This window comes from uncultured Thermosynechococcus sp. (assembly GCF_938074695.1).
Classification (GTDB): Bacteria; Cyanobacteriota; Cyanobacteriia; order Thermosynechococcales; family Thermosynechococcaceae; genus Thermosynechococcus.
In genome coordinates, this window is record NZ_CALJEM010000017.1 from 1 (window position 1) to 19,971 (window position 19,971).

Annotated in this window: 23 protein-coding genes and 2 tRNA genes; 8 read left to right on the top strand and 17 right to left on the bottom strand. The window is 53.8% G+C overall.

What is annotated here, in order from left to right; translation table 11 throughout:
- Positions 1–385 precede the first annotated feature (385 nt).
- The gene (locus tag Q0683_RS02195) at positions 386–1,024 is read left to right on the top strand and encodes a histidine phosphatase family protein (RefSeq protein WP_298976083.1); all 639 of its coding nucleotides are present in this window, start codon (positions 386–388) and stop codon (positions 1,022–1,024) included.
- A 1-nt stretch (position 1,025) separates the two neighbouring features.
- On the opposite strand, the gene frr is transcribed toward Q0683_RS02195, so the two are convergent.
- The 3 genes from frr to Q0683_RS02210 all read right to left on the bottom strand — a co-directional run bounded on the left by frr (position 1,026) and on the right by Q0683_RS02210 (position 2,415).
- On the bottom strand, positions 1,026–1,574 hold the full coding sequence (frr, locus tag Q0683_RS02200) for a ribosome recycling factor (protein WP_298976085.1): 549 nt from the start codon (positions 1,572–1,574) through the stop codon (positions 1,026–1,028).
- Positions 1,561–2,289: a UMP kinase gene (gene pyrH / locus Q0683_RS02205; protein WP_298976087.1), complete on the bottom strand. Its 729-nt coding sequence runs from the start codon at positions 2,287–2,289 to the stop codon at positions 1,561–1,563. Before pyrH ends, frr begins: the two co-directional genes overlap by 14 nt.
- A gap of 52 nt (positions 2,290–2,341) precedes the next feature.
- Positions 2,342–2,415, bottom strand: a tRNA-Arg gene (locus Q0683_RS02210).
- 65 nt (positions 2,416–2,480) lie between these two features.
- Here Q0683_RS02210 and nblR point away from each other — a divergent pair.
- Positions 2,481–3,170 carry a response regulator transcription factor NblR gene (gene nblR / locus Q0683_RS02215; protein WP_298976089.1) on the top strand — a complete coding sequence of 230 codons (690 nt, stop codon included), beginning with the start codon at positions 2,481–2,483 and terminating at the stop codon, positions 3,168–3,170.
- Positions 3,151–3,657, top strand: coding sequence for a DUF192 domain-containing protein (locus tag Q0683_RS02220; RefSeq protein ID WP_298976091.1), 507 nt, complete (start codon positions 3,151–3,153; stop codon positions 3,655–3,657). Before nblR ends, Q0683_RS02220 begins: the two co-directional genes overlap by 20 nt.
- A gap of 89 nt (positions 3,658–3,746) precedes the next feature.
- Here Q0683_RS02220 and Q0683_RS11005 read toward each other — a convergent pair whose 3' ends face one another.
- The 9 genes from Q0683_RS11005 to Q0683_RS02260 all read right to left on the bottom strand — a co-directional run bounded on the left by Q0683_RS11005 (position 3,747) and on the right by Q0683_RS02260 (position 11,026).
- On the bottom strand, positions 3,747–3,860 hold the full coding sequence (locus Q0683_RS11005) for an AAA family ATPase (protein WP_366142716.1): 114 nt from the start codon (positions 3,858–3,860) through the stop codon (positions 3,747–3,749).
- A 52-nt stretch (positions 3,861–3,912) separates the two neighbouring features.
- Positions 3,913–6,591 carry an ATP-dependent chaperone ClpB gene (gene clpB, locus Q0683_RS02225; RefSeq protein WP_298976093.1) on the bottom strand — a complete coding sequence of 893 codons (2,679 nt, stop codon included), beginning with the start codon at positions 6,589–6,591 and terminating at the stop codon, positions 3,913–3,915.
- A 92-nt stretch (positions 6,592–6,683) separates the two neighbouring features.
- Positions 6,684–7,331 (bottom strand): hypothetical protein, encoded by a 648-nt coding sequence (locus Q0683_RS02230; RefSeq protein WP_298976095.1) that lies wholly within the window; start codon positions 7,329–7,331, stop codon positions 6,684–6,686.
- A 107-nt stretch (positions 7,332–7,438) separates the two neighbouring features.
- The gene (locus Q0683_RS02235; protein ID WP_298976098.1) at positions 7,439–7,975 is read right to left on the bottom strand and encodes a hypothetical protein; all 537 of its coding nucleotides are present in this window, start codon (positions 7,973–7,975) and stop codon (positions 7,439–7,441) included.
- A 4-nt stretch (positions 7,976–7,979) separates the two neighbouring features.
- Positions 7,980–9,398, bottom strand: a complete 1,419-nt coding sequence (locus tag Q0683_RS02240; protein WP_298976100.1) for a TrkA-related ion transporter — start codon at positions 9,396–9,398, stop codon at positions 7,980–7,982.
- A gap of 83 nt (positions 9,399–9,481) precedes the next feature.
- Complete coding sequence (locus Q0683_RS02245) at positions 9,482–9,730, bottom strand: Ycf34 family protein (protein ID WP_298616328.1); 249 nt, start codon at positions 9,728–9,730, stop codon at positions 9,482–9,484.
- 44 nt (positions 9,731–9,774) lie between these two features.
- Complete coding sequence (gene menB / locus Q0683_RS02250) at positions 9,775–10,611, bottom strand: 1,4-dihydroxy-2-naphthoyl-CoA synthase (protein ID WP_298616331.1); 837 nt, start codon at positions 10,609–10,611, stop codon at positions 9,775–9,777.
- Between the two features lie 59 nt (positions 10,612–10,670).
- A complete protein-coding gene (locus Q0683_RS02255) occupies positions 10,671–10,820 on the bottom strand; it encodes a hypothetical protein (protein WP_298616334.1) in 150 nt (49 codons plus the stop codon).
- Between the two features lie 5 nt (positions 10,821–10,825).
- Positions 10,826–11,026, bottom strand: a complete 201-nt coding sequence (locus Q0683_RS02260) for a hypothetical protein (protein ID WP_298976103.1) — start codon at positions 11,024–11,026, stop codon at positions 10,826–10,828.
- An 8-nt stretch (positions 11,027–11,034) separates the two neighbouring features.
- Here Q0683_RS02260 and pcrA point away from each other — a divergent pair, with 8 nt between their 5' ends.
- The 4 genes from pcrA (at position 11,035) to rpmB (ending at position 14,848) form a co-directional block, all read left to right on the top strand.
- Positions 11,035–13,356, top strand: a complete 2,322-nt coding sequence (gene pcrA / locus Q0683_RS02265) for a DNA helicase PcrA (protein ID WP_298976105.1) — start codon at positions 11,035–11,037, stop codon at positions 13,354–13,356.
- Between the two features lie 392 nt (positions 13,357–13,748).
- Positions 13,749–13,832 (top strand) — tRNA-Leu (locus Q0683_RS02270).
- A gap of 59 nt (positions 13,833–13,891) precedes the next feature.
- Entirely contained in the window at positions 13,892–14,530 is a 639-nt protein-coding gene (locus tag Q0683_RS02275; protein ID WP_298616341.1) for an LON peptidase substrate-binding domain-containing protein, read from the top strand.
- 81 nt (positions 14,531–14,611) lie between these two features.
- Positions 14,612–14,848: a 50S ribosomal protein L28 gene (rpmB, locus tag Q0683_RS02280; RefSeq protein WP_298616344.1), complete on the top strand. Its 237-nt coding sequence runs from the start codon at positions 14,612–14,614 to the stop codon at positions 14,846–14,848.
- Between the two features lie 14 nt (positions 14,849–14,862).
- Here rpmB and Q0683_RS02285 read toward each other — a convergent pair whose 3' ends face one another.
- On the bottom strand, positions 14,863–15,573 hold the full coding sequence (locus tag Q0683_RS02285; protein WP_298976108.1) for a M15 family metallopeptidase: 711 nt from the start codon (positions 15,571–15,573) through the stop codon (positions 14,863–14,865).
- A 5-nt stretch (positions 15,574–15,578) separates the two neighbouring features.
- Positions 15,579–15,983 (bottom strand): photosystem II protein Psb27, encoded by a 405-nt coding sequence (psb27, locus tag Q0683_RS02290; protein ID WP_298616348.1) that lies wholly within the window; start codon positions 15,981–15,983, stop codon positions 15,579–15,581.
- Between the two features lie 171 nt (positions 15,984–16,154).
- Here psb27 and Q0683_RS02295 point away from each other — a divergent pair, with 171 nt between their 5' ends.
- Positions 16,155–16,646 carry an NADAR family protein gene (locus Q0683_RS02295; protein WP_298616350.1) on the top strand — a complete coding sequence of 164 codons (492 nt, stop codon included), beginning with the start codon at positions 16,155–16,157 and terminating at the stop codon, positions 16,644–16,646.
- On the opposite strand, the gene mutL is transcribed toward Q0683_RS02295, so the two are convergent.
- Genes mutL through Q0683_RS02310 form a run of 3 tightly spaced genes read right to left on the bottom strand, consistent with a single transcriptional unit; the run spans position 16,643 to position 19,696 of the window.
- Positions 16,643–18,283: a DNA mismatch repair endonuclease MutL gene (gene mutL, locus Q0683_RS02300; RefSeq protein WP_298976111.1), complete on the bottom strand. Its 1,641-nt coding sequence runs from the start codon at positions 18,281–18,283 to the stop codon at positions 16,643–16,645. The genes Q0683_RS02295 and mutL overlap by 4 nt on opposite strands.
- Positions 18,271–19,494: a bifunctional phosphopantothenoylcysteine decarboxylase/phosphopantothenate--cysteine ligase CoaBC gene (coaBC, locus tag Q0683_RS02305; RefSeq protein ID WP_298617991.1), complete on the bottom strand. Its 1,224-nt coding sequence runs from the start codon at positions 19,492–19,494 to the stop codon at positions 18,271–18,273. The genes mutL and coaBC overlap by 13 nt, the downstream gene beginning before the upstream one ends.
- Positions 19,481–19,696 carry a DUF2555 domain-containing protein gene (locus Q0683_RS02310; RefSeq protein WP_298616359.1) on the bottom strand — a complete coding sequence of 72 codons (216 nt, stop codon included), beginning with the start codon at positions 19,694–19,696 and terminating at the stop codon, positions 19,481–19,483. Before Q0683_RS02310 ends, coaBC begins: the two co-directional genes overlap by 14 nt.
- Between the last annotated feature and the right edge of the window lie 275 nt (positions 19,697–19,971).

The window sequence follows — 19,971 nt, forward strand, 5'->3', positions numbered from 1 at the left end:
CCAATTGGGCAACTTCAGGACTTACAGGTGCAGTTGTGCCTTGCCCAGCAGGTCTTATATCTACCCCGATATGCAGAAGTCTTTTCTGGCGGGCAATAGTGCTATACTATACTTGACTATGAAAAACTTGACTATAAAAAATTATATCATTTATATCGCATCCGTCGCTAACGAGCAAATGACGCTGCGCGTCCATTCGTAAGATGTGGGGCGGTGTTGCTGAAGAAAATAAGAGACAGGCAGTTGTGGTGAAACACATCCCTAGTTTGTATGCAGTGACCCGGTGCGTGGCAGGCTCCGCCGTACCGCTGCGCGGGCGCAAGCTAACAGATCGGGGAGGATGTCAAGCGCCTTGCTGCCCCTAACATGAGGGGTAAAAGTTGTTGTGGTTTTAACACTCTATTTCTTGCGCCACGGGCAAACTAGCTTTAGTCGCGCCAATGCCTACTGTGGAGAACTGGATCCACCCTTGACGGAGGCTGGTCTAGCGATGGCCGAGGCCTTTGCTGATCACTATGCCCAGTTACCGTGGCAAGCAGTCTTTGTCAGCCCAATGTTGCGAACTCGAACCACCGCACAACCTCTGTGCGATCGCGTGGGTCTGCAGATGCAGATCCGCGACGGTCTGCGGGAAATTTACTATGGACAGTGGGAAGGCCTCTCGCCCGAAGAGGTGAATACCAAGTTCCATGATGACTATGTGCGCTGGCTTGCTGATCCGGGCTGGAATGCCCCCACGGGAGGTGAACGGGGGATTGATATTTACCGTCGTAGTAATGCCGTGCTCTTGGAAATTGAACAGGAGTATCCCGACGGCAATATCTTGATCGTCTCCCACAAGGCCACAATTCGGATGATGCTTTGTGGTCTTCTCGGCATTGATGTGGGACGATTTCGCGATCGCATTGCTGCCCCAGTAGCCAGTGTCAGTATTGTCGAATACACCTCCCGTGGGCCATTGCTCCTTGCCCTTGCGGAGCGATCGCACCTGAGTTTAGAGTTGCGACAGTTGCCGGGGACTTAGTCTATACCGTCATAATGTCTTTTTCTTTTTCGGCAAAGAGAGCCTCAATTTTGCCGATGTATTTGTCGGTGAGTTTTTGCACCTTCTCCTGCAAATCCTTGACTTCGTCTTCAGTGAGTTCTCCCGCTTTTCCCGCCTTTTTGATGTGATCAATGGCATCGCGGCGGATGTTGCGAATGGCAACTTTGCCCCCTTCGGCAATTTTGGCGGCGGTTTTCACCAGTTCTTTGCGTCGCTCTGTGGTCAAGGGTGGAATATTGAGGCGGACGCAAGAACCGTCATTGTTGGGCGTCAGTCCTAAGTCAGAGAGTTGAATTGCTTTTTCAATGCTTGCCAACGTCGAGCGATCGTAGGGCTGAATTAAGATGGTCGCTGCGTCGGGCGTAGAGATATTGGCCAAGGAGCGCAGCGGGGTTTCTGTACCGTAGTAGTCCACCATCACCCGATCTAGCAAAGCCGCGTTGGCGCGACCCGTACGAATACTGTTAAAGTCATGCTGGGTGGCTTCAACCGATTTTTGCATCCGCTCTTCGACATCAGCTAATTTCACAGGACCCTCCAACCATCGTACCAATGGGTTCCCCAGTCAAGGCGCGGTAGATGTTACCGGCGGTTTCTAAACTAAACACAATGATGGGGATATCATTATCTTTACACAGGGCGATCGCGGTACTGTCCATCACGGCCAAGTTATGGGTGAGGGCATGGGTGTAGGTGAGACTGCGGTAGCGGCGCGCATTAGGATGTTTGTGGGGATCAGCGTCATAGACCCCATCTACTTTAGTGGCTTTGAAGATCACTTCGGCGTCAATTTCAGCAGCGCGCAATGCAGCCGTGGTGTCGGTGGTGAAAAAGGGGTTCCCAGATCCCCCGCCAAAGATAACAACGCGACCTTTTTCTAGATGACGAATAGCACGGCGACGAATATAGGGTTCGGCCACCTCCTGCATGGCGATCGCTGTCTGTACTCGTGTGGGAACATTTATTTGTTCGAGGGCATCTTGCAGAGTCATTGCATTCATGACGGTGGCAATCATACCGATGTAGTCTGCGGTCGCCCGGTCCATACCGGCAGCCGCCCCTTTCACCCCACGAAAGATATTGCCACCCCCCACAACAATAGCGATTTGCACTCCTGCTTCCACCACTTGGGCAATCTCACTGGCAAAGGATTGCACCACTTTCGGATCAATACCATAGTTCAGGTTGCCCATGAGGGCTTCACCGCTCAATTTGAGCAACACGCGGCGATATTTAGGACTCATTGCGAGGATTCTTGCACTCCAATACGCTCCCCATCAACGATAGCAGGTTAAACGCGCCCGGTTGGACTCGAACCAACGACCAATCGCTTAGAAGGCGAGTGCTCTATTCCGCTGAGCTACGGGCGCATTTTTGAATATTTTCCCATAGGGCATAAGCTGAAAGTAAGATCTCCAGAGTAAGGAGAATCGACATGGAATTAACTTCTTTTCCTTCACGTTTACTCCTAGTCTGTGCTGACAACCACTTGTCGCAACGTATGGGCCAAGACCTACAGGCAGCGGGGTATGATCCCGTGATTGCGACAACAGATAAGGAATGTCGTTTGGCTTGTGCAGAATGGCAGCCTGCCCTAATCATCATGGATCGCCACTTGGGGCGTCTCAACAGCACGGAGTTATGCCAGCAGTTGCGCCAACAGGGGATAAGTTTGCCGATTCTACTGATGCTCGAGAGCGATCGCCTAGAGGATCGGGTCGCGGTGTTGGAGTCGGGTGCGGATGACTACCTACTGCTGCCCTATGATCCCAAGACCTTTTTGCAAATGATTCAGCTGTATCTGAAGCCGCCGGCCACCCAAAACGAGGTGTTGCAATTTGATAATTTGACCCTCAATCTATTGACGCGGCGAGCGGAGCGCAATGGACGTACAATCGACCTGACGATGAAGGAGTATGAACTACTGAAATTTCTTATGGAGCACCCCCGCGAAGTCCTCACCCGCGAGCAAATTTTGGAAAATGTCTGGGGCTATGACTTTTTGGGAGAATCTAACGTCATTGAAGTGTATATTCGCTATCTGCGGCTAAAGATTGAACCCGATGGCGAAAAACGGTTGATTCACACAGTGCGAGGAGTAGGGTATGTTCTCCGCGAAGCCTAAATTACGCTGGCTAGTGCTGGGATTGATCACCTTGGGGGTACTGCTGGGCTGTCAAAGTCTTAGCCGAGGAGATCTAGCAGCCCCCCCTCAAGTCGTTCGCGGCATTCCCCAATATCTGCCCATCACGGCCAAGGCGCGCATTCACAACACATGGATTCAGTTGGAAGTGGCGCGCACGCCAGCACAGCAGCAGTTGGGCTTGATGTTTCGCTCTCATTTGCCAAAGAATCGAGGCATGCTCTTCCCAATGTCTCCCCCACAGGTGGCCAGCTTCTGGATGAAGAACTGCCTCATTCCCCTCGACTTGATTTTTCTCAGGGACGGTAAAGTGGTGGCGATCGCCCCTGAAGCCCCACCCTGCCCAACACTTCCTTGCCCTACCTATGAGTCCGGCGTTCCAGTGGATGCCGTTTTAGAACTCGTGGGTGGCCGTGCTGCCGAACTGGGACTAAACGTGGGAGATACAGTAAAGATCGTTGAGCTTTAACCAAAGGATTTGGTTACCTCCATGAGGGCTTTCGCTTAGAAGTCGCAAATCAATCCCATCAATCTTCCTTTGGCTTGAGGATTCATATCTCAAGTAATGATCAAGACCCGCTTGCACCGCCGGCGAAAGTCAGCAGCTATGTTGACGATGACAGTCGTTTTTCCTGCATCACCCTTGTGGTGATCAAGGGTAATGAGTTTCACACCGTAGAACGGGAAGTGTCAATTCTTGCCTGTCGAGGGTGTTAGTGGGGGTTTAGAAGGTGGTGATGGTGGCGCGATCGCCAGTACCCGCAGGGTTTGCAGCGCCAAAGGTCAACTCACCCTCGACTAAATCCACCAAAATTGTATCTCCAGGGGCAAAGACCTCTTCCAGAAGTTTCACGGCAAGCGGATTCTCTAATTCCCGTTGAATGGCGCGCTTGAGAGGACGGGCACCATAGACTGGATCAAAGCCCACCGTCACCAAATAATCTAGGGCTGCTGGCGTAAGGTGCAGGCGAATTTTTTGATCTGCAAGAAGTTTTTCCACTCGTCGCAGTTGAATTTGGGCAATCTGTGCCAATTCGGCCCGCCCTAACCCATGGAACAGAATGACATCATCAATGCGGTTGAGGAACTCCGGGCGAAAATACTTTTGGGCACTCTGGAGTACCCGTTGGCGCATTTCCTCATAGCGGCTGTCATCACCGGCCAACTCTAAAATATGCTCGCTGCCCAAGTTGCTGGTCATGATGATTACCGTGTTGCGGAAGTCCACCGTGCGCCCTTGGGAATCCGTGATCCGTCCATCATCGAGTACCTGCAAGAGCACATTAAAGACTTCGGGGTGGGCTTTTTCCACCTCATCAAAAAGAACCACCGCATAGGGACGACGGCGAATCGCCTCCGTCAGTTGCCCGCCACTATCAAAGCCCACATAGCCCGGTGGGGCGCCAATCATGCGGGAGATGGCATGCTTTTCCATGTACTCGGACATGTCAAGGCGCACGAGGGCATTTTCATCGTCAAAGAGAGCTTCGGCAAGGGCACGAGCCAGTTCGGTTTTGCCGACGCCGGTAGGTCCCATAAAGAGAAAGGAACCAATGGGACGGGCAGGATCTTTCATGCCGGCTCGCGCTCGGCGGATGGCTGCGGCTACGGCGGCCACGGCCTCTGTTTGACCAATCACCCGCTGGTGTAGAACCTGTTCGAGTTGCAGGAGTTTTTGCCGCTCTGAGGCCATTAGTTTTTGCAGGGGAATGCCTGTCCACTTGGCAACAATTTCGGCAATGTCAGCTTCGGTAACTTGATCCCGCAAAAAGGTGCCCCCTTCAGCCTGCAATTCCAGTAACTTGGCCTCGGTGCTCTCCAGTTCCCGTTGCAAGGTTTCGAGGCGACCGTATTTGAGTTGCGCAGCTTTGTTGAGGTTGTAGTCGCGCTCTGCTTGCTCGATTTGCAGCTTTACTTGGTCTTCCTCCTCCTTGAGGCTGTTGATGCGCTCAAGAAGTTCTTTTTCTGCTTGCCAGCGGGCTTGCATGGCCTGTTGGCGCGGTTGCAGTTGGGCAATTTCTGCTTCGATGCGCTGCAGGCGATCGCGCAGCGTTTGTTCGCGGGTGGCTTGCAATGGAGCTTGACTCAGGGGAAGGCTTTCCTCCTGTTGCAGGGAGAGTTTTTCCATCTCCAGTTGCCGCAGGCGCCGCTCAAGGGCTTCTAGCTCAGCGGGTTTAGTAGTGATTTCCATTTTCAGTTTGGCCGCCGCTTCATCCACTAGGTCAATGGCCTTGTCGGGCAAAAAGCGATCGCTAATGTAGCGATCGGAGAGCACTGCCGCCGCCACTAGGGCTGAATCGGTAATTTTCACATTGTGGTGAATTTCGTAGCGATCCTTTAGCCCTCGCAAAATCGAGATCGTATCTTCAACGCTGGGCTGGTCAACGTACACCGGCTGGAAGCGACGCTCAAGGGCGGCATCCTTCTCTATGTATTTGCGGTACTCGTCTAGGGTAGTGGCACCAATACAGCGCAGTTCTCCCCGCGCCAGCATTGGCTTCAGAAGGTTGCTGGCATCCATGGTAGAGTTTTGATTGGCGCCGGCGCCGACTACCGTATGCAGTTCATCAATAAAAAGCACAATTTGGCCGTCGGAGTGAGTGACTTCCTGAAGAACTGCCTTGAGGCGATCCTCAAAGTCACCGCGGAATTTTGCGCCAGCAACAAGACTGCCGAGGTCTAGGGAAATGAGCCGCCGGTTTTTCAGCGATTCCGGCACATCCCCATTGATAATCCGCTGTGCCAGCCCTTCGGCAATGGCAGTTTTACCCACCCCCGGTTCACCAATGAGGACGGGGTTATTTTTGGTACGGCGCGAGAGGACTTGAATGACACGGCGAATCTCTTCATCGCGGCCAATGACGGGATCTAATTTGCCTTGGCGAGCTGCTTCCGTGAGATCGCGGCCATACTTTTCTAGGGCAGCATACTTGTTTTCTGGGTTTTGATCGACTACGCGCTGGCTGCCGCGAATGGCCTTAACAGCAGCAGCTAACCGGGCGCGATCGCAATTCAAGGTGCGGAAAAGACGTTGGCCGATCCGGCGATCGCCCACAAAGGCAAGCAAAAGATGCTCAACGGAAATGTACTGATCTCCCTGCTCTTGGCGCAGACGATTGGCCTCATCGAGGAGGGCATCCAAACTGCGGCCACAGTACAGTTCACTCCCTGCGGGAACGCGGGGCTGTTGCTTGGCAAAGTCCAGCAGCCGCCTTAAGACCCAGTCGGTGTCAATCTCTGCCCGTTCCAAGATGAGCTGCCCCAGTCCCTCTTCTTGCAGGAGGGCAATCATCACGTGCTCTGTTTCCAGATATTGGCTGCGATATTCCCGTGCTACATCTTGGGACTTAACAATCGCTTCCCAAGCCTTATCAGTAAACTTTGTTGGATCCGTTGGTTGCATGGCGGTAATTGCGGGCAGTAGCTTACTGACTGTGACTGCATTATGCCACTTTCAGTTTAGTAGAGAGCCAGCCTTCACACCCACAGGATAATTCACAGAGGCCCTAGATTCAGGAATTGACGCAAAAGATTAGCTAATTTTTTCATGTTGTTATAGCCGCAGCTATAGTAGTTCCGCAGGGGAACTTTCTCGCCAGAGGTTAGGTGAACTACAATGCGATGGGTATTGCCATCGCAATCCTTATGACTTTCAATCGCAATATCCCTAATCTCGCGCAAGAGCAATTCCTTCTGAGTTCGGCGGAAAAAATTTGCATGCTGAATCGTGAAGGTGCCTCTCCGTTTATCCAAATCCAAGTTTAAGACCGATGCACGAGAAATGGCAGCCATCCCTGGCAAAAAGTGTGCTCCTGCAGATATCCCAATCAGCCAGAGATCGTACAAGCGGGCAGAGAGTTGCGTTTGGTTGGGATTAGCGCGGAACTGGTTAATTTGCTCCACGATTGCCGCGCGACTGCCTGCATCTATGGAAGGCTCGCCCAACCTAATTGACTGACCTGCCACTTCAAGAACGACCCGATACATGCGATCGCCATCACTGTTAATGTAGTTCTCCAACTTCGCCTGGTACAGCAAAGTGAGGGGAATTTTTACCCGCTCTTGACTCACAAGGGACGTGTTGGTAATAATGCACTCGTAGGGGACAGTTTGGCGTTGGCAGTGAATCTCCCCAACTGGCAAGAAGACGAGTATCAATATAGGTATAGAACAGAAAAATCCGCCCACAAACCAAGTCAACCAAGGGCATTCCCGCACGCGCAAGCGATACGATGTTTGCTCCAGTACTTTCACTCCTGTTGCCCTCCCTCAGTACGCAAAAACGCTGCCACACTGGCTGCTAACTGCTGAAAATTAGGTTCGATGCGTTGACCGAGATACTCCTCCACAGCGCGGGCAATCTTGCCGGCCAAGAATGAGTGTACCCCCGACATCCGTTTTGGATCAATGCGCAGATGACCTCGGCTAATGATAATCGTTGAATCCCCCACAGCAATGAATTGATTTTCCCCTTGACAGTCAATGGCTTCAGTAAAGGCATGGGGGGCAATGCGCCAGCGGGTGAGGTAGTGGCGATCGCTCCAATGGGTGTAGTCTGTCCACGAAAGCATTGCTTCACTCAGGAGTGCCCGTGCCGCTGCGGGAATTTCACCTCCGCCATGCCAGACCAAGACCATCTCCAGAGCCTGGGGAGACTCCTTGCGCGCTTGCACTTCAATTGCGCGCCCATTGGGCATCCGGTTCACTAGTTCTGGCAGGCGATCGCGATAGGTGCGATAGACGTGCTCGCGGGGAAAAGGCAACTGTACTTGGGAGAAAATTTCCACTATCCTATTCCCACCGTGGACACTGCCGTGCAATCACTACCACGTAATCCCCCACTTGCAACTTGTAGTCCATTGGTGGATTAACATACGTCTGGCGACGCCCCTCAATGCGACGTTCCACAGCAACTAGAAGGGCATCGTACTGCTCCTTGAGGTATCTTTGCGCATCCCAAAAGGTTTTGCCGGCCAGCACAGCGCACAAAGGAAGCCGATAAAATTGGTTCCCCACCTGTACCGTCAGGAGTTCGGCGAAGACACCCATGGCCCCTTTATTGCGTACTGCATTGCTAATGAGGTGACCCGCCATTTCATCGGCCACCACTACATCCTCCACCCCTGCCGCCTGAAGTTGGACATTGTTGTTGCGATCCAACAGCTGCGCACAGGTGTAAATCGTCGGATTGAGTTTTTCGATGGTCAAGGCGGCAAGGACAGTGCGGGCATCGCGGTCTTGGTCACTGCGGGGCTGGCTAGTATCCGCCAAGAGAATGGCGCGGGAAGCGTGGTAAATTTGCACCTTCTCCAAAACATCAATGCGGGTGTAGTCTCCGGAATAAAAGTAAAGGCGGTTTTGATCCACCGCCCGTAACTCATTCACAGGTAACTGCTCGAGTTCGGCAACAATGACAATCGGTGCATAGCGGGTTTGCGAATCTGTTTGCAGCTCCTGGAGTACAAGAGGAGCACTGCGGTTCCAACCGCACAGAATAATGTGGTTGCGCAACTCATCCAGGTCAAAGTTCTTAACACTCATGGCCGACTGCAATCGCTGCACCATGAAGGCAGACACTACCCCTGTAAAGACCGCAAACAAGGTCAAACCCGCCAAAACGACCACAAGGGTAATGATCCGCCCGCCATGGGTTTGGGGATAAGCCCCAATGGGTTCGGCAGACACTAAGGAAAAGAAGCTGTACCACAGGGCATCCCCAAGGGTCTGAATGTCTGGGTTGGAGGTTCCTTCGATAATATAGAAAGCTAGCCCCCCAAAGAGCATGATCAACACAATGATTAACAGTGCTGAAATCTGGGCACCATAAAGAACAGCAATGCGGGGGGCAACATAGTGCAGGTTGCGATTAATCAAAACAGAGGCACGGGGCAGACGCAGCAACGGCAGCAAACGAAACAAAGGCCACCGGGGCGGCATCGGTAAAATGGCGATTAAATCCAGCCAGTAGTGGCGGAAAAATCGTTGCTTTTTGCGGGCGATCGCAAACCGCAGCAGCAGCTCAGCCGCAAAGCACAAGCGCAGGGGGACTTCCGCCAGCACTACTCGGAGGTGGGGATGAGACGGCTGCCCCGTCAAAAAATCAGCCACCACCAGTATTGTCCAAGTCAAAATTAGGACAACTAACCCCATCTCCACAGCCGGCGAGTGGAGAAAAAGATCAAGCTGCTGCTGTAGCCGACGACGCCCCATAACCCTTCTTGGCGGAGAACAGAAAAAATATAAAGCCTAAGGAGTGGGGGCGATCGCCGGTTACCGAGAAGCGAGTACAGAACCTAGGTGGGAATCAGTTCTCCTGGCCGCAGTTTTGCCCACCGTCCCTGCTCCTCCACAAAGCTCTTACACCCAACCACATCCCACTCCATTAGGATTTCTTCCCCTTGAGTGCGGATGTTGATGTTGATTGTAGGCTCAGTGGGATCAAAGTCTGGCGTGGGGGTCAGATGGGGCTGCTGGTGCTGTTCCTCAACGGCATAGTATGTGGTGCAGCGATCCACAAGGGCACAGTTTACGCAAATACACATGGCGGACTCTCCCAATGCCACATGCTCCTACTCTAGCGCATCCCCTAGGGGCGCCAAGGAAACTGCTGAAAGTTGGGGGGGCGTTTTTCTAAAAAGGCTTGCTTACCCTCAGCACTCTCTTGGGTGAGGTAGTAGAGAAGGGTGGCGTTTCCCGCTAATTCCTGAAGACCCGCTTGGCCGTCACAGTCGGCGTTAAAGGCTGCCTTCAAGCAGCGAATGGCCAAAGGACTGTGGTTGAGGATTTCCCGCGCCCAGCGGATACCCTCTGCTTCTAGTTCCTCAACGGGAACCACCGTATTGACCAAGCCCATCGCCAGGGCTTCTTGGGCGCTATATTGCCGACAGAGAAACCAAATTTCCCGTGCTTTTTTCTGCCCCACAACGCGGGCAAGATAACTAGCCCCAAACCCCGCATCAAAACTGCCCACCCGTGGCCCTGTTTGCCCAAAAACGGCATTCTCAGCCGCAATGGTGAGGTCACAGACCAAGTGCAGCACATGACCCCCGCCGATGGCATAGCCGGCCACCAGGGCAATCACCACCTTCGGTAGGGAGCGAATTTGCCGCTGTAAGTCCAGCACATTTAGCCGTGCCACCCCCTGATCATCTAAATAGCCCGCCTCACCGCGCACACTCTGGTCACCGCCGGCACAAAAGGCATACTTGCCATCGCTGTGGGGACCGGCACCGGTGAGCAAAACGACGCCGATTGTGGGATCGTTGCGGGCGTCCTCAAAGGCTTGACTCATCTCCACAATAGTTTGGGGGCGGAAGGCATTGCGCTTGTGGGGACGATTGATGGTAATTTTGGCAATGCCCGTTGTTTTGTGATAGAGGATGTCGTTGAAGTTGTGAACTTGGTGCCACTGGACGCTGTCCATAGAGTCAATAGAGGGTGGAGAATGAGATGGCTTTTTATTGTATCGCGAGCGTTCCTGTCCTACACCGCAAGCAGACGGCGATCGCCCCTTGAGCTGCGGAGTGTCGAACCTAAGCTGCGCTCCTTTGATACTGCGCCGGTACAAACCTCACTGCCCAAGGCCGTTTCCCCACCTTTGAGATTGTGTTCCCTTAGCGCAGGTAAATCCATGTTCATCAATTGCCTAGAACAGCAGGGGCGCGATCGCCAAAAGCTTCCACTAAAAAAACCAGACCCAAGTCACAGCGAAATGCTGTATTTTCTTTCCTCGTAGATTCTTGATAGCGATGCAACAAGAGCCGCAGTACTGGCGGGGGGGTGCGCCAACCTGTGAGCCGGTTATCGCAGGTATCATAAAACTTTAGGCGCATGGGCATGGTAGTAAATGAGCAGTGATTTTCTCGCAGGACTCAATCCCGCGCAGCGGCAGGCGGTGGAGCACTATTCTGGCCCGCTGCTAGTTGTAGCAGGGGCCGGTTCCGGCAAGACACGGACACTGACCCACCGAATTGCTCACCTAATTCGCCATCATCAGGTGGCACCAGAAAACATTTTGGCGGTGACGTTTACGAATAAGGCCGCCGGCGAAATGAAGGAGCGGCTTGCAGTCCTTCTTGGTCAAGAGATAGCAAAGCAGCTCTATCAACGGGACTGGCTGGATCTCTCTCCCCTCGAACAACAGCGGGTGCGATCGCGGGTTTATCAAACGTACACAAAACCCCTTTGGATGGGTACCTTCCACAGCCTATGCGCTCGGCTCCTGCGCTTAGAAATTGAGGCCTATGAACATCCCCAAGGGTATCGCTGGACGCGGCACTTTACGATTTTTGATGAGTCGGATGTGCAAAGCCTCATTAAAGAGATTGCCACAGGGGAACTCAATCTCGACGAACGCAGGCATGATCCGCGCAGTCTTCGCTACAGAATTAGCCATGCCAAAAACCGAGGACTCAGTCCCGATCAATTGGAGCAGGAACAGCGATCGCCCACTGACCGTATAGCCGCAGAGGTTTATCGCCGTTACGAGGCGGCCCTTGCCAAGAATAACGCCCTTGACTTTGATGATTTGATTTTGCGAACAGTACATCTATTTCGACAGCACCCCGAACGCCTGGCACACTGGCATCGGCAGTTCCAGCACATTCTAGTGGATGAATATCAAGATACCAACCGCACCCAATACGATCTCCTGCGGTTGCTGGCAACCAATGGCATGCCACCCCAGCAATTTCAGGATTGGCGCGATCGCTCCATCTTTGTGGTGGGGGATGTGGATCAGTCCATTTATTCATTCCGCTGTGCTGATTTCACCATCTTGATGGACTTCCAGAAAGATTTTGGCGATCGCCTACCCGATAACAATCATCGCACCCTGATCAAGCTAGAGGAAAACTATCGCTCCGCTGCCAACATCTTGCAGGCCGCCAACTATCTTATTGAGCACAACACAGAACGGATTCCCAAGGTGCTGCGTCCCACCAAGGGGGAAGGTGCTCCCATTCACTGTGAGCGTTGCGCCACTGAGACCGAGGAAGCCTATTTCGTTGCCCAAAAGATCAAAGCCTTGGGCAGCCAATCCCTTGAACCCCAGTGGGGACGGTTTGCAATTCTCTATCGCACCAATGCCCAATCTCGCCCCTTTGAGGAGGCCTTAGTTCGCGCCAATATTCCCTACACCGTGGTCGGCGGCCTCAAGTTCTATGAGCGCAAGGAAGTCAAGGATATTCTCGCCTATCTACGGCTGTTGCAAAATCCCTACGACACCGTGAGTCTGCGGCGCATCATCAATGTCCCCCGCCGTGGCATTGGCAAAACCAGCTTGGAGCGCCTCAGTGAGGCTGCCCAAACCCTCGGCATTTCCCTGTGGGACTTGATTGCCGATACCGAGTCCATGACGCCCTTGGCCGGGCGAGCCAGTCGTGCCGTGCAGCAGTTTGTTGCCTGTATAACCCACCTGCGATCGCTTGTGGACGATATTGGCCTGCCCGAATTGGTGAAAACCGTGATTGAAGAGACAGGCTACCGCCGCGAACTGGAAAACGAGGGTACCGCTGAAAGCCTAGAGCGGCTGCAAAACCTCATGGAATTGGTCAATGCTGCCCAGCAATTTAGTGAAGAAAACGAGGGGGCAAGCCTCAGTGATTTTCTCAACAGTTCTGCCCTTGCCTCGGATTTGGAGCCATTGCAAGGGGAAGAGGGCGTCGTTTCCCTGATGACATTGCATGCCGCCAAGGGGCTAGAATTTCCCGTTGTCTTTTTAGTCGGCATGGAGCAGGGACTCTTTCCCAGCTTCCGCAGCCTTAACGACCCCATGGCGCTAGAAGAAGAACGCCGCCTGTGCTACGTCGGTATTACCCGTGCCCAAGAACAACTGTTTCTCACCTTTGCCGAAAGTCGTCGCCTCTACGGCAGAAGTGAAGATACGATTCCTTCGCAATTTTTAACGGAGCTACCCGCCGAACTCCTGACGGGCAATGGGCAGCAATACCGCAAAAGAACCTCCCTCAAGAAAACATCCCCCTTGCGCTTGAACCAGTCCACTGCCTCTCCTTGGCGGGTGGGCGATCGCATTCTCCATCCTACCTATGGCGAAGGGGAAATTACCCATGTTTTTGATACTGGTCCAAAGCTCTCCTTGGCCATTCGTTTCCCGCGACGCGGGCAAAAAGTAGTCGATCCTCAGATGACCCCCCTTGAACGGCTGTAAATCGCGCCAGTCCGGCGGGGATTGAGACAGGGCTGATTATAGAATGCATCTATTTGGGCACAATTCACGCTTTTGAAGCATCATAATCAGCACGAACGGATAGGGATTTCCCCTGAGCAGCATTATTGCAGCAGCCCTACTTGCTCCAGCACTGAGAGCAAACACCGATACGATTCCCCTTCAAGTCCTTGTAAGAGTGGCTCAGCAAGTACGACCCGCAGAAAGTATCTTCTCCGCCGACAGGGGCGAGGGGCTATTCTGCATTAGGGGTCGTTCGGGGTATCAATTGGATGGTCAGCCCTTTGTGCTCACGTTCAGAGGCAAGATGAAATGTTGACAGAACTCCGTTAAGCCCAAGATAATAAAAGATCGCTGAACAAAGCAGATTAAAAGCGGAACTGGCGGAATTGGTAGACGCGCTAGATTCAGGTTCTAGTGTCCGCAAGGACTTCGGGGTTCAAGTCCCCGGTTCCGCATCCTAGCCAGTCTTCAAAGTGCGTTACGATAGAAGCATTGGCTTCTATGCGCTGTCATTATGGCTTTTTCGTCCATTGCTGTTCGCGAACTCCCCATTTTTCCCCTACCCGATGTCGTACTCTTTCCGGGACGACCGCTGCCACTCCATATTTTTGAATTTCGCTACCGCATCATGATGAATACGATTCTCGAGAGCGATCGCCGGTTTGGCATCGTGATGTGGGATCCCCAAACCGGGCGGCCGGCCAAAGTCGGCTGTTGTGCGGAAGTGCGTCGCTACGAACGGCTTCCCGATGACCGCATGCTCATTGATTCCCTCGGTCAGCAGCGGTTTCGCATCCTTGACTACGTGCGCGAAAAACCCTACCGCGTTGGACTGGTGGAGTGGATTGAGGATGAACCCACGAGCCTTGATCTGCGCCCCTTAGCCGAGGAAGTGCGACAACTTCTTGAGGATGTGGTGCGCCTCTCGGCAAAACTGACGGAGCAACCCATGGAACTCCCGCCGGATGTGCCCACAACTGCCCTTGAACTGTCCTACTGGATTGCCAGTAATTTTCGCGGTGTCGCTCAGGAGCAGCAACGCCTCTTAGAGCTACAATCCACCTACGATCGCCTATTGCGGGAGGCAGAAATTTTAACGACTACCCGCAATCACTTGGCAGCCCGCACCGTCCTCAAGGAAACCTTCAAATAAGCCGCGTCCTCTGCGGTAGAATATGATACGCTAGAAATCTTGGTTACTTTGCCTCACATTGCCTTGCAGGGGAGAAAACCCATGAGCCGCGTTTGTCAACTGACCGGAAAAAAAGCCAATAACGCCTACGCGATTTCCCACTCCCACCGCCGCACTAAACGACTGCAGGAAGTCAATTTGCAATGGAAACGGGTGTGGTGGCCAGAGGGCAAACGTTGGGTACGACTGCGCCTCTCTGCCAAAGCCATTAAAACCCTTGAGCGCAAAGGCTTGAGTGCATTTGCCAAAGAGGCCGGCCTGGATCTCAATAAGCTCTAGGGGATTAGATAGCCTCAAAGAGCAATTCGGCCATAGCGAGCACTGATGTTCTGCTGGCCGGTTTGTTGCCGAATTTGCCAAGCCCACAACTGATCTCCAAGGGAAAAGTGCCACCACTCGTTGGGATGGCGCTGAAATCCTGCACTGCTCATTGCTTGATAGAGAATCTGGCGGCGCCGGGCAAAGCAGGCAGCGTTGGTCTGCTTAGGATGGCGATCGTAAAAATCGGGAAAAGAGCGCTCAGAAATCTCATCAATGGCTCCTCCCATGTCCAAGGGACAACCCTCTGCATCGGCAAGGGTGAGATCAACGGCAGCTCCTGTGCTGTGGGGGGGTGGTTTTTGTGGATCTAAGCTGGGAACAGCCCAAAACTGATAAACCTGTTGCCAAATCTGATTGGCGATCGCCGGCTCCAGTTGTTGAGGATCGTGTCCCCCTTCCCGACAGAGGGTCGCAAAGGTATGCGCTACCATAAACTGCTGCACCGCAATGGGGCGGTAGGCATCAAAAATTGCCAGTTGCCAACCGTAAGGCTTTAGGAATGCTTGGGCACGTTCAAGGGCAGCAATCACACCTGCTCGCAAGTAAAAAGGTGAAGCGGTGCCATAGGGGGCACCCAGGCTTTGATAGGGATGGGGTTCCAGCCGCAGAAACGTAGGAGGGAGAGGCGCTAGGGGTTCTCCACACTCTTCAATGGGAATGCTTGTATAGGGCTTATCCCCCATTGGCCCTAGGACTTGGCTTCGCGATCAAGGGCAAGTTCCACTTGCTTAAATTCCTGTTCGAGGCGAGCTTTGAGCTTCTCAGGCAGAGGACGATTGGGGTAGGAGCTGTAGTGCCCCGCAAGGGAATTGAGGGCAGTTTGCATCGTCATAAAAGAAGAGAGCGATCGCAGGGACTCATCGCGACGATAGAGAGCAAAGAAATCATTAAGCTTTTTGCGAGCCTCTGCTTGAGCCGCCTTTTTGTTGGGGTCGTCATCGGGTAGGGCGATCGCTTGCCGCAGGCTACTAATCAGGGCAAGGGTATCTTCACGGAAATTTCCTGTTAGCCCGGTGGGCACATTGGCACAACTCGTCAGAAGTAGTGACACACTCAGAAAAAGTGCACAAACCATCGCCCAGAATCGTTTCATATCAAACCCCAAAACAAAATTAGGTTTTAAGACAGCCACGAGGCTGATCTTAGCAAGAATTGGCTATCGTAACCTAGTTCTGTCCCTGCGAAAAGGGCTGTATTTGGGGCATGATGATCTCAGTCATCACCAATGCTCAGATGATCAAGGGGTACGGGAACGCGGCTGGCAATGACAATCTACTTTTATCGCGTCAAGGATGCCTACGGCAGTTTTTCCAATTTCTCTCCCCACGGGTTTACCCTCGAGGGCTATTATTGGCCAACAGCGGAGCACTACTACCAAGCCCACAAATTCTTTGGCACCGCCCATGAGGCCTTTGGTCATGTCATTCGCATGGCGCCAACCCCTGAAGCGGCTGCTCAACTCGGTCGCAGTGGTCGCTACCCCGTTCATCCCCAGTGGGAGCAACTGAAACAGCGGGTCATGTGGCGTGCCCTTGTTGCCAAATTTACCACCCATCCCGATCTCCAAGAATTGCTCCTGTCAACAGGCGATGAAGAATTGGTGGAGGATTCCCCTGTAGATAGCTATTGGGGCTGTGGAAGCGATCGCCAAGGCTCGAATTATCTAGGACGACTGCTGATGCAGCTGCGGCACTGTCTGCGCCAAGGGGCAGATCTCCACGCCTTTACCCCTCTGCAAGATTGCCCATTGGGCTAGATGCCATGACTTTTGCCCACCACCCAGTGGCGGCGGAAAAACCGAGCAAGGCTGGATTCCCGCAGTTGCAAACAAATGGGGCGACCGTGGGGGCAAGTGTGGGGTTGACGGCAGCGATACCACTCCTCCACCAGAGTTTGCATTTCTGCAAGGGTGAGGGGCGTACCGTTACGAATGGCACTGCGACAGGCAACGGCCACCTTGGCAGCGGTTAAATCCGTCACTTGGCTGAGTTCAATGAGAGCGGCTGCCACATCGGGGCGATCGCGCAGCAGAGCAGGAACACTGCGCACGGCCCACACCTGCATCCCAAAGGGGGCGATCGCCAGTCCCCACTCCTGTAGGCGTCGCCCTTGGGCGTCGGTCAGGGACTCCAGCAGAACCGGCTTGTCCAGCTCCACCACCTGCCAGTCGGCTTCAATTTGTTCGTAGAGCACCCGCTCATGGGCAATGTGCTGCTCGATTAACCAAATCTCCTCAGGCTGCTCAACAATGATGTAAGTATTGTGTAACTGGCCAATCACCTTAAGGGGAGGTAAGCTGGGTTGCGATAGGTTTGGCTTCTGCGATAACAGCGTTCGATAGCGAGCGGCAGGTTCAGCCGCCCTTAACACTTGATAGCTGCCGGCATAACTCAGAGGGGTTGCTGGACGAGCCAGGAGTTGGCCAATGCGTTCCACCAACAGCGATTGCCATTGCTCTGGTTCCCGTAGATAGATCCTGCGCTTTTGCGGTTCTGCTGACCAGTCAATTGCCGCTGGGGGCAAACGCAGATGGGCAATGCAGAGGGGAAAGCGCTGCCGCGGTAACCCGCGCCCAAAGGCTTCCAGAATCACCTCCTGCCACGAGGGATCGCTGTGCAGCTCTACCCACCGCCCATTGACTGCTACCCCTAACCAATCGGGGCGGGGACGATGGTGACGATCCGGCGGTGCCAAGACCAATTCGATCTGGGCATCGCTGATTTGGCGTAAATCTTGGGGATAGAGTTGTGGGACTAGCTGCAGGAGGCGATCGCCCAAAGATGCCACCTTCGGCCAGTGACACCACAGTTTGCCATCCTTGAGGAGATGCCAAGCCACCTGCGGGAAACAGAGGGCAATTTCCTGAAGGCGTCGCTGGAGCTGTTTTGGGTTGACCCCCTGCTGGCGTTGCGGCCAGTCCTGAAAAATTTGCTCAGCAATAACGCGCGTCCCCACTGCCATGCCCAGAGGCCGTTGGCTGGACACTTCACCATGGGCATCATACCTAACCTGCCAGCCCGTCTCTGCCTCGCGATGCCGACTGCAAATGGTCAGCTGCGCCATTTGGGCTAAACTGTGCAGGGCTTGACCGCGAAAGCCGAGGGTGGTGATGTCGGCTAATTCCCCCGTGGCGGGTAACTTGCTGCTGGTGTAGGGGAGGGCCACTTGGCTTAAATCGGCTGGGCGAATCCCTTCGCCATTGTCAGTAACTTCCAAGCGCCAAGCCGCAGTGTTCCAATGAACATGAATACGACTTGCTCCGGCATCGAGGGCATTTTCCACCAATTCCTGGGCAATCGTTGCTAAGGAGTCAAGGGTTTCAGCGGCAGCGATCGCCCGCTGCATTTCTATGGGCAAGGGGACTACCGTCAAGCCATCGCTCATGAGAGCCATTCTTGGGCAAGGTCAAAAATTTGGTGTGCCAGAATTAACTTCGGTACCTTGGCCAAGGAGCGCGATCGCCCCCGACGATCCAGCACTACAGCGGCATTCTCAACAGTACCAAAGCCACAATCCCCTTGATCCACCGCATTCGCCACGATCAAATCCAAGCCCTTACGTTCTAGCTTTTCGCGGGCAGGGGTGACAATCTCTCCGGTTTGAGCGGCAAAACCAATCAGACGTTGGTGAGGCCGGCGCATTTGAGCCGCCATTTGCAAAATATCGGGCACCGGGCATAGGGGTAAGGCCGTAGGCAGCTCAGATTTGGGGAGCTTTGCCGACCACTGTTGTGCCGGGCGGACATCACCAACGGCGGCAGCCATGACCAGCCAATCCGCCTCTGGCCAAGCTTTCTTGACGGCCTGCAGCATACTTTCACTGTCAATTGCCTCAATGGCTGTGATCTGGGGAGGAATGGGATCGGCGATCGCCCCATGAATCAATGTCACCCTTGCGCCGCGATGAAGGGCTGCCCTTGCCAGCGCAATCCCCATTTTTCCCGTTGCCGGATTGCCGATGAAGCGCACCGCATCCCAATACTCACGGGTGCCGCCGGCCGTAATCAGCAGATGCTTCCCGGCTAGATCCCGCCTGCCCTGGGTATAGGCCAAAGAGTCCAGATAGGCAATGATCTCCGCCGGCTCGGCCATCCGCCCCACCCCCACGGTATCACAGGCCAAGCGGCCATAGAGGGGAGGCAGACAGTGGTAGCGCGACTGCTGTTGTAGTTGCTGCCAATGGGCCTGTACCGTCGGTTGCTCCCACATGGTGGTATTCATCGCCGGGGCAACTAGAATCGGCATTCTTGAGGCCAACACCGTACTCGTGAGAAGCGTGTCCGCCAGTCCTAGGGCCAGTTTTGCCAGCGTGTTTGCCGTTAGCGGAGCAATCAGCAGTAGGGTTGCCCATTCCCCCAGGTCAATATGGAGAGGACGGGGGGCTTGGGAATGCCAAAAGTCCTGATCGGTATAGACCGAACGGCGGCAGAGGGTAGAAATCGTCAAAGGGGTAATAAACTGCGCTGCTGTCTTGGAAAGAATTGCTGCAACTTCCCACCCCGCTTTCACTTGGTGGGAAATGACCTCACAGATTTTATAGGCGGCAATGCCACCCCCCACCCCCACCAGGAGACGGGGCACACCTGTAGGACTAGGACTCGTCAAAGGCCTCTAAATCCAATAGATACAGGTAAGGTTCTGCCAGTTCAGGCCGCTGGAAGGCGATCGCCCGCAGCAGGTGCCAATCCTCCAAAGCGGCAAAGGGGGTGTCATAGTCATCTTCCTCCAGTCGCCGTGCCAAGGCTGCCACATCCTGTGGCGTGAGGTGGTTGATATACTCTGGTGAATAGTGGCGTGTAACCGCCATACCCCCTCCTTAGGCTTGACCCAGCTTTTTCTTTCCCTATTCCTCTATTGTAGCCAGCGCACCCCCCTCTTTTGCACCTTGCCATGACCGGCGCTAAACAACAGGCTTCCGCTGCCCCTTAAGAGCTTGCGGGCGACTGAGCCTTGAGGTACTCACCTATTTTTTTGTCAATTTTCATAATATGGCTAACAAGCCAGTTGGCAAGGCTTTCATGGAGGCGAGTAGGGAGAGACTCATCGTCGGGCGATTGGCGATAGGCACTTTGAAAGTCTTTC

Bases quoted from the DNA above. Each gene is read 5' to 3' on its own strand.
- pyrH (WP_298976087.1), bottom strand. From the start codon at position 2,289: ATGAGTCCTAAATATCGCCGCGTGTTGCTCAAATTGAGCGGTGAAGCC.
- nblR (WP_298976089.1), top strand. From the start codon at position 2,481: ATGGAATTAACTTCTTTTCCTTCACGTTTACTCCTAGTCTGTGCTGAC.
- Q0683_RS02220 (WP_298976091.1), top strand. From the start codon at position 3,151: ATGTTCTCCGCGAAGCCTAAATTACGCTGGCTAGTGCTGGGATTGATC.
- clpB (WP_298976093.1), bottom strand. From the start codon at position 6,591: ATGCAACCAACGGATCCAACAAAGTTTACTGATAAGGCTTGGGAAGCG.
- Q0683_RS02240 (WP_298976100.1), bottom strand. From the start codon at position 9,398: ATGGGGCGTCGTCGGCTACAGCAGCAGCTTGATCTTTTTCTCCACTCG.
- Q0683_RS02245 (WP_298616328.1), bottom strand. From the start codon at position 9,730: ATGTGTATTTGCGTAAACTGTGCCCTTGTGGATCGCTGCACCACATAC.
- menB (WP_298616331.1), bottom strand. From the start codon at position 10,611: ATGGACAGCGTCCAGTGGCACCAAGTTCACAACTTCAACGACATCCTC.
- Q0683_RS02255 (WP_298616334.1), bottom strand. From the start codon at position 10,820: ATGGATTTACCTGCGCTAAGGGAACACAATCTCAAAGGTGGGGAAACG.
- Q0683_RS02260 (WP_298976103.1), bottom strand. From the start codon at position 11,026: ATGCCCATGCGCCTAAAGTTTTATGATACCTGCGATAACCGGCTCACA.
- pcrA (WP_298976105.1), top strand. From the start codon at position 11,035: ATGAGCAGTGATTTTCTCGCAGGACTCAATCCCGCGCAGCGGCAGGCG.
- Q0683_RS02275 (WP_298616341.1), top strand. From the start codon at position 13,892: ATGGCTTTTTCGTCCATTGCTGTTCGCGAACTCCCCATTTTTCCCCTA.
- rpmB (WP_298616344.1), top strand. From the start codon at position 14,612: ATGAGCCGCGTTTGTCAACTGACCGGAAAAAAAGCCAATAACGCCTAC.
- Q0683_RS02285 (WP_298976108.1), bottom strand. From the start codon at position 15,573: ATGGGGGATAAGCCCTATACAAGCATTCCCATTGAAGAGTGTGGAGAA.
- psb27 (WP_298616348.1), bottom strand. From the start codon at position 15,983: ATGAAACGATTCTGGGCGATGGTTTGTGCACTTTTTCTGAGTGTGTCA.
- Q0683_RS02295 (WP_298616350.1), top strand. From the start codon at position 16,155: ATGACAATCTACTTTTATCGCGTCAAGGATGCCTACGGCAGTTTTTCC.
- mutL (WP_298976111.1), bottom strand. From the start codon at position 18,283: ATGGCTCTCATGAGCGATGGCTTGACGGTAGTCCCCTTGCCCATAGAA.
- Q0683_RS02310 (WP_298616359.1), bottom strand. From the start codon at position 19,696: ATGGCGGTTACACGCCACTATTCACCAGAGTATATCAACCACCTCACG.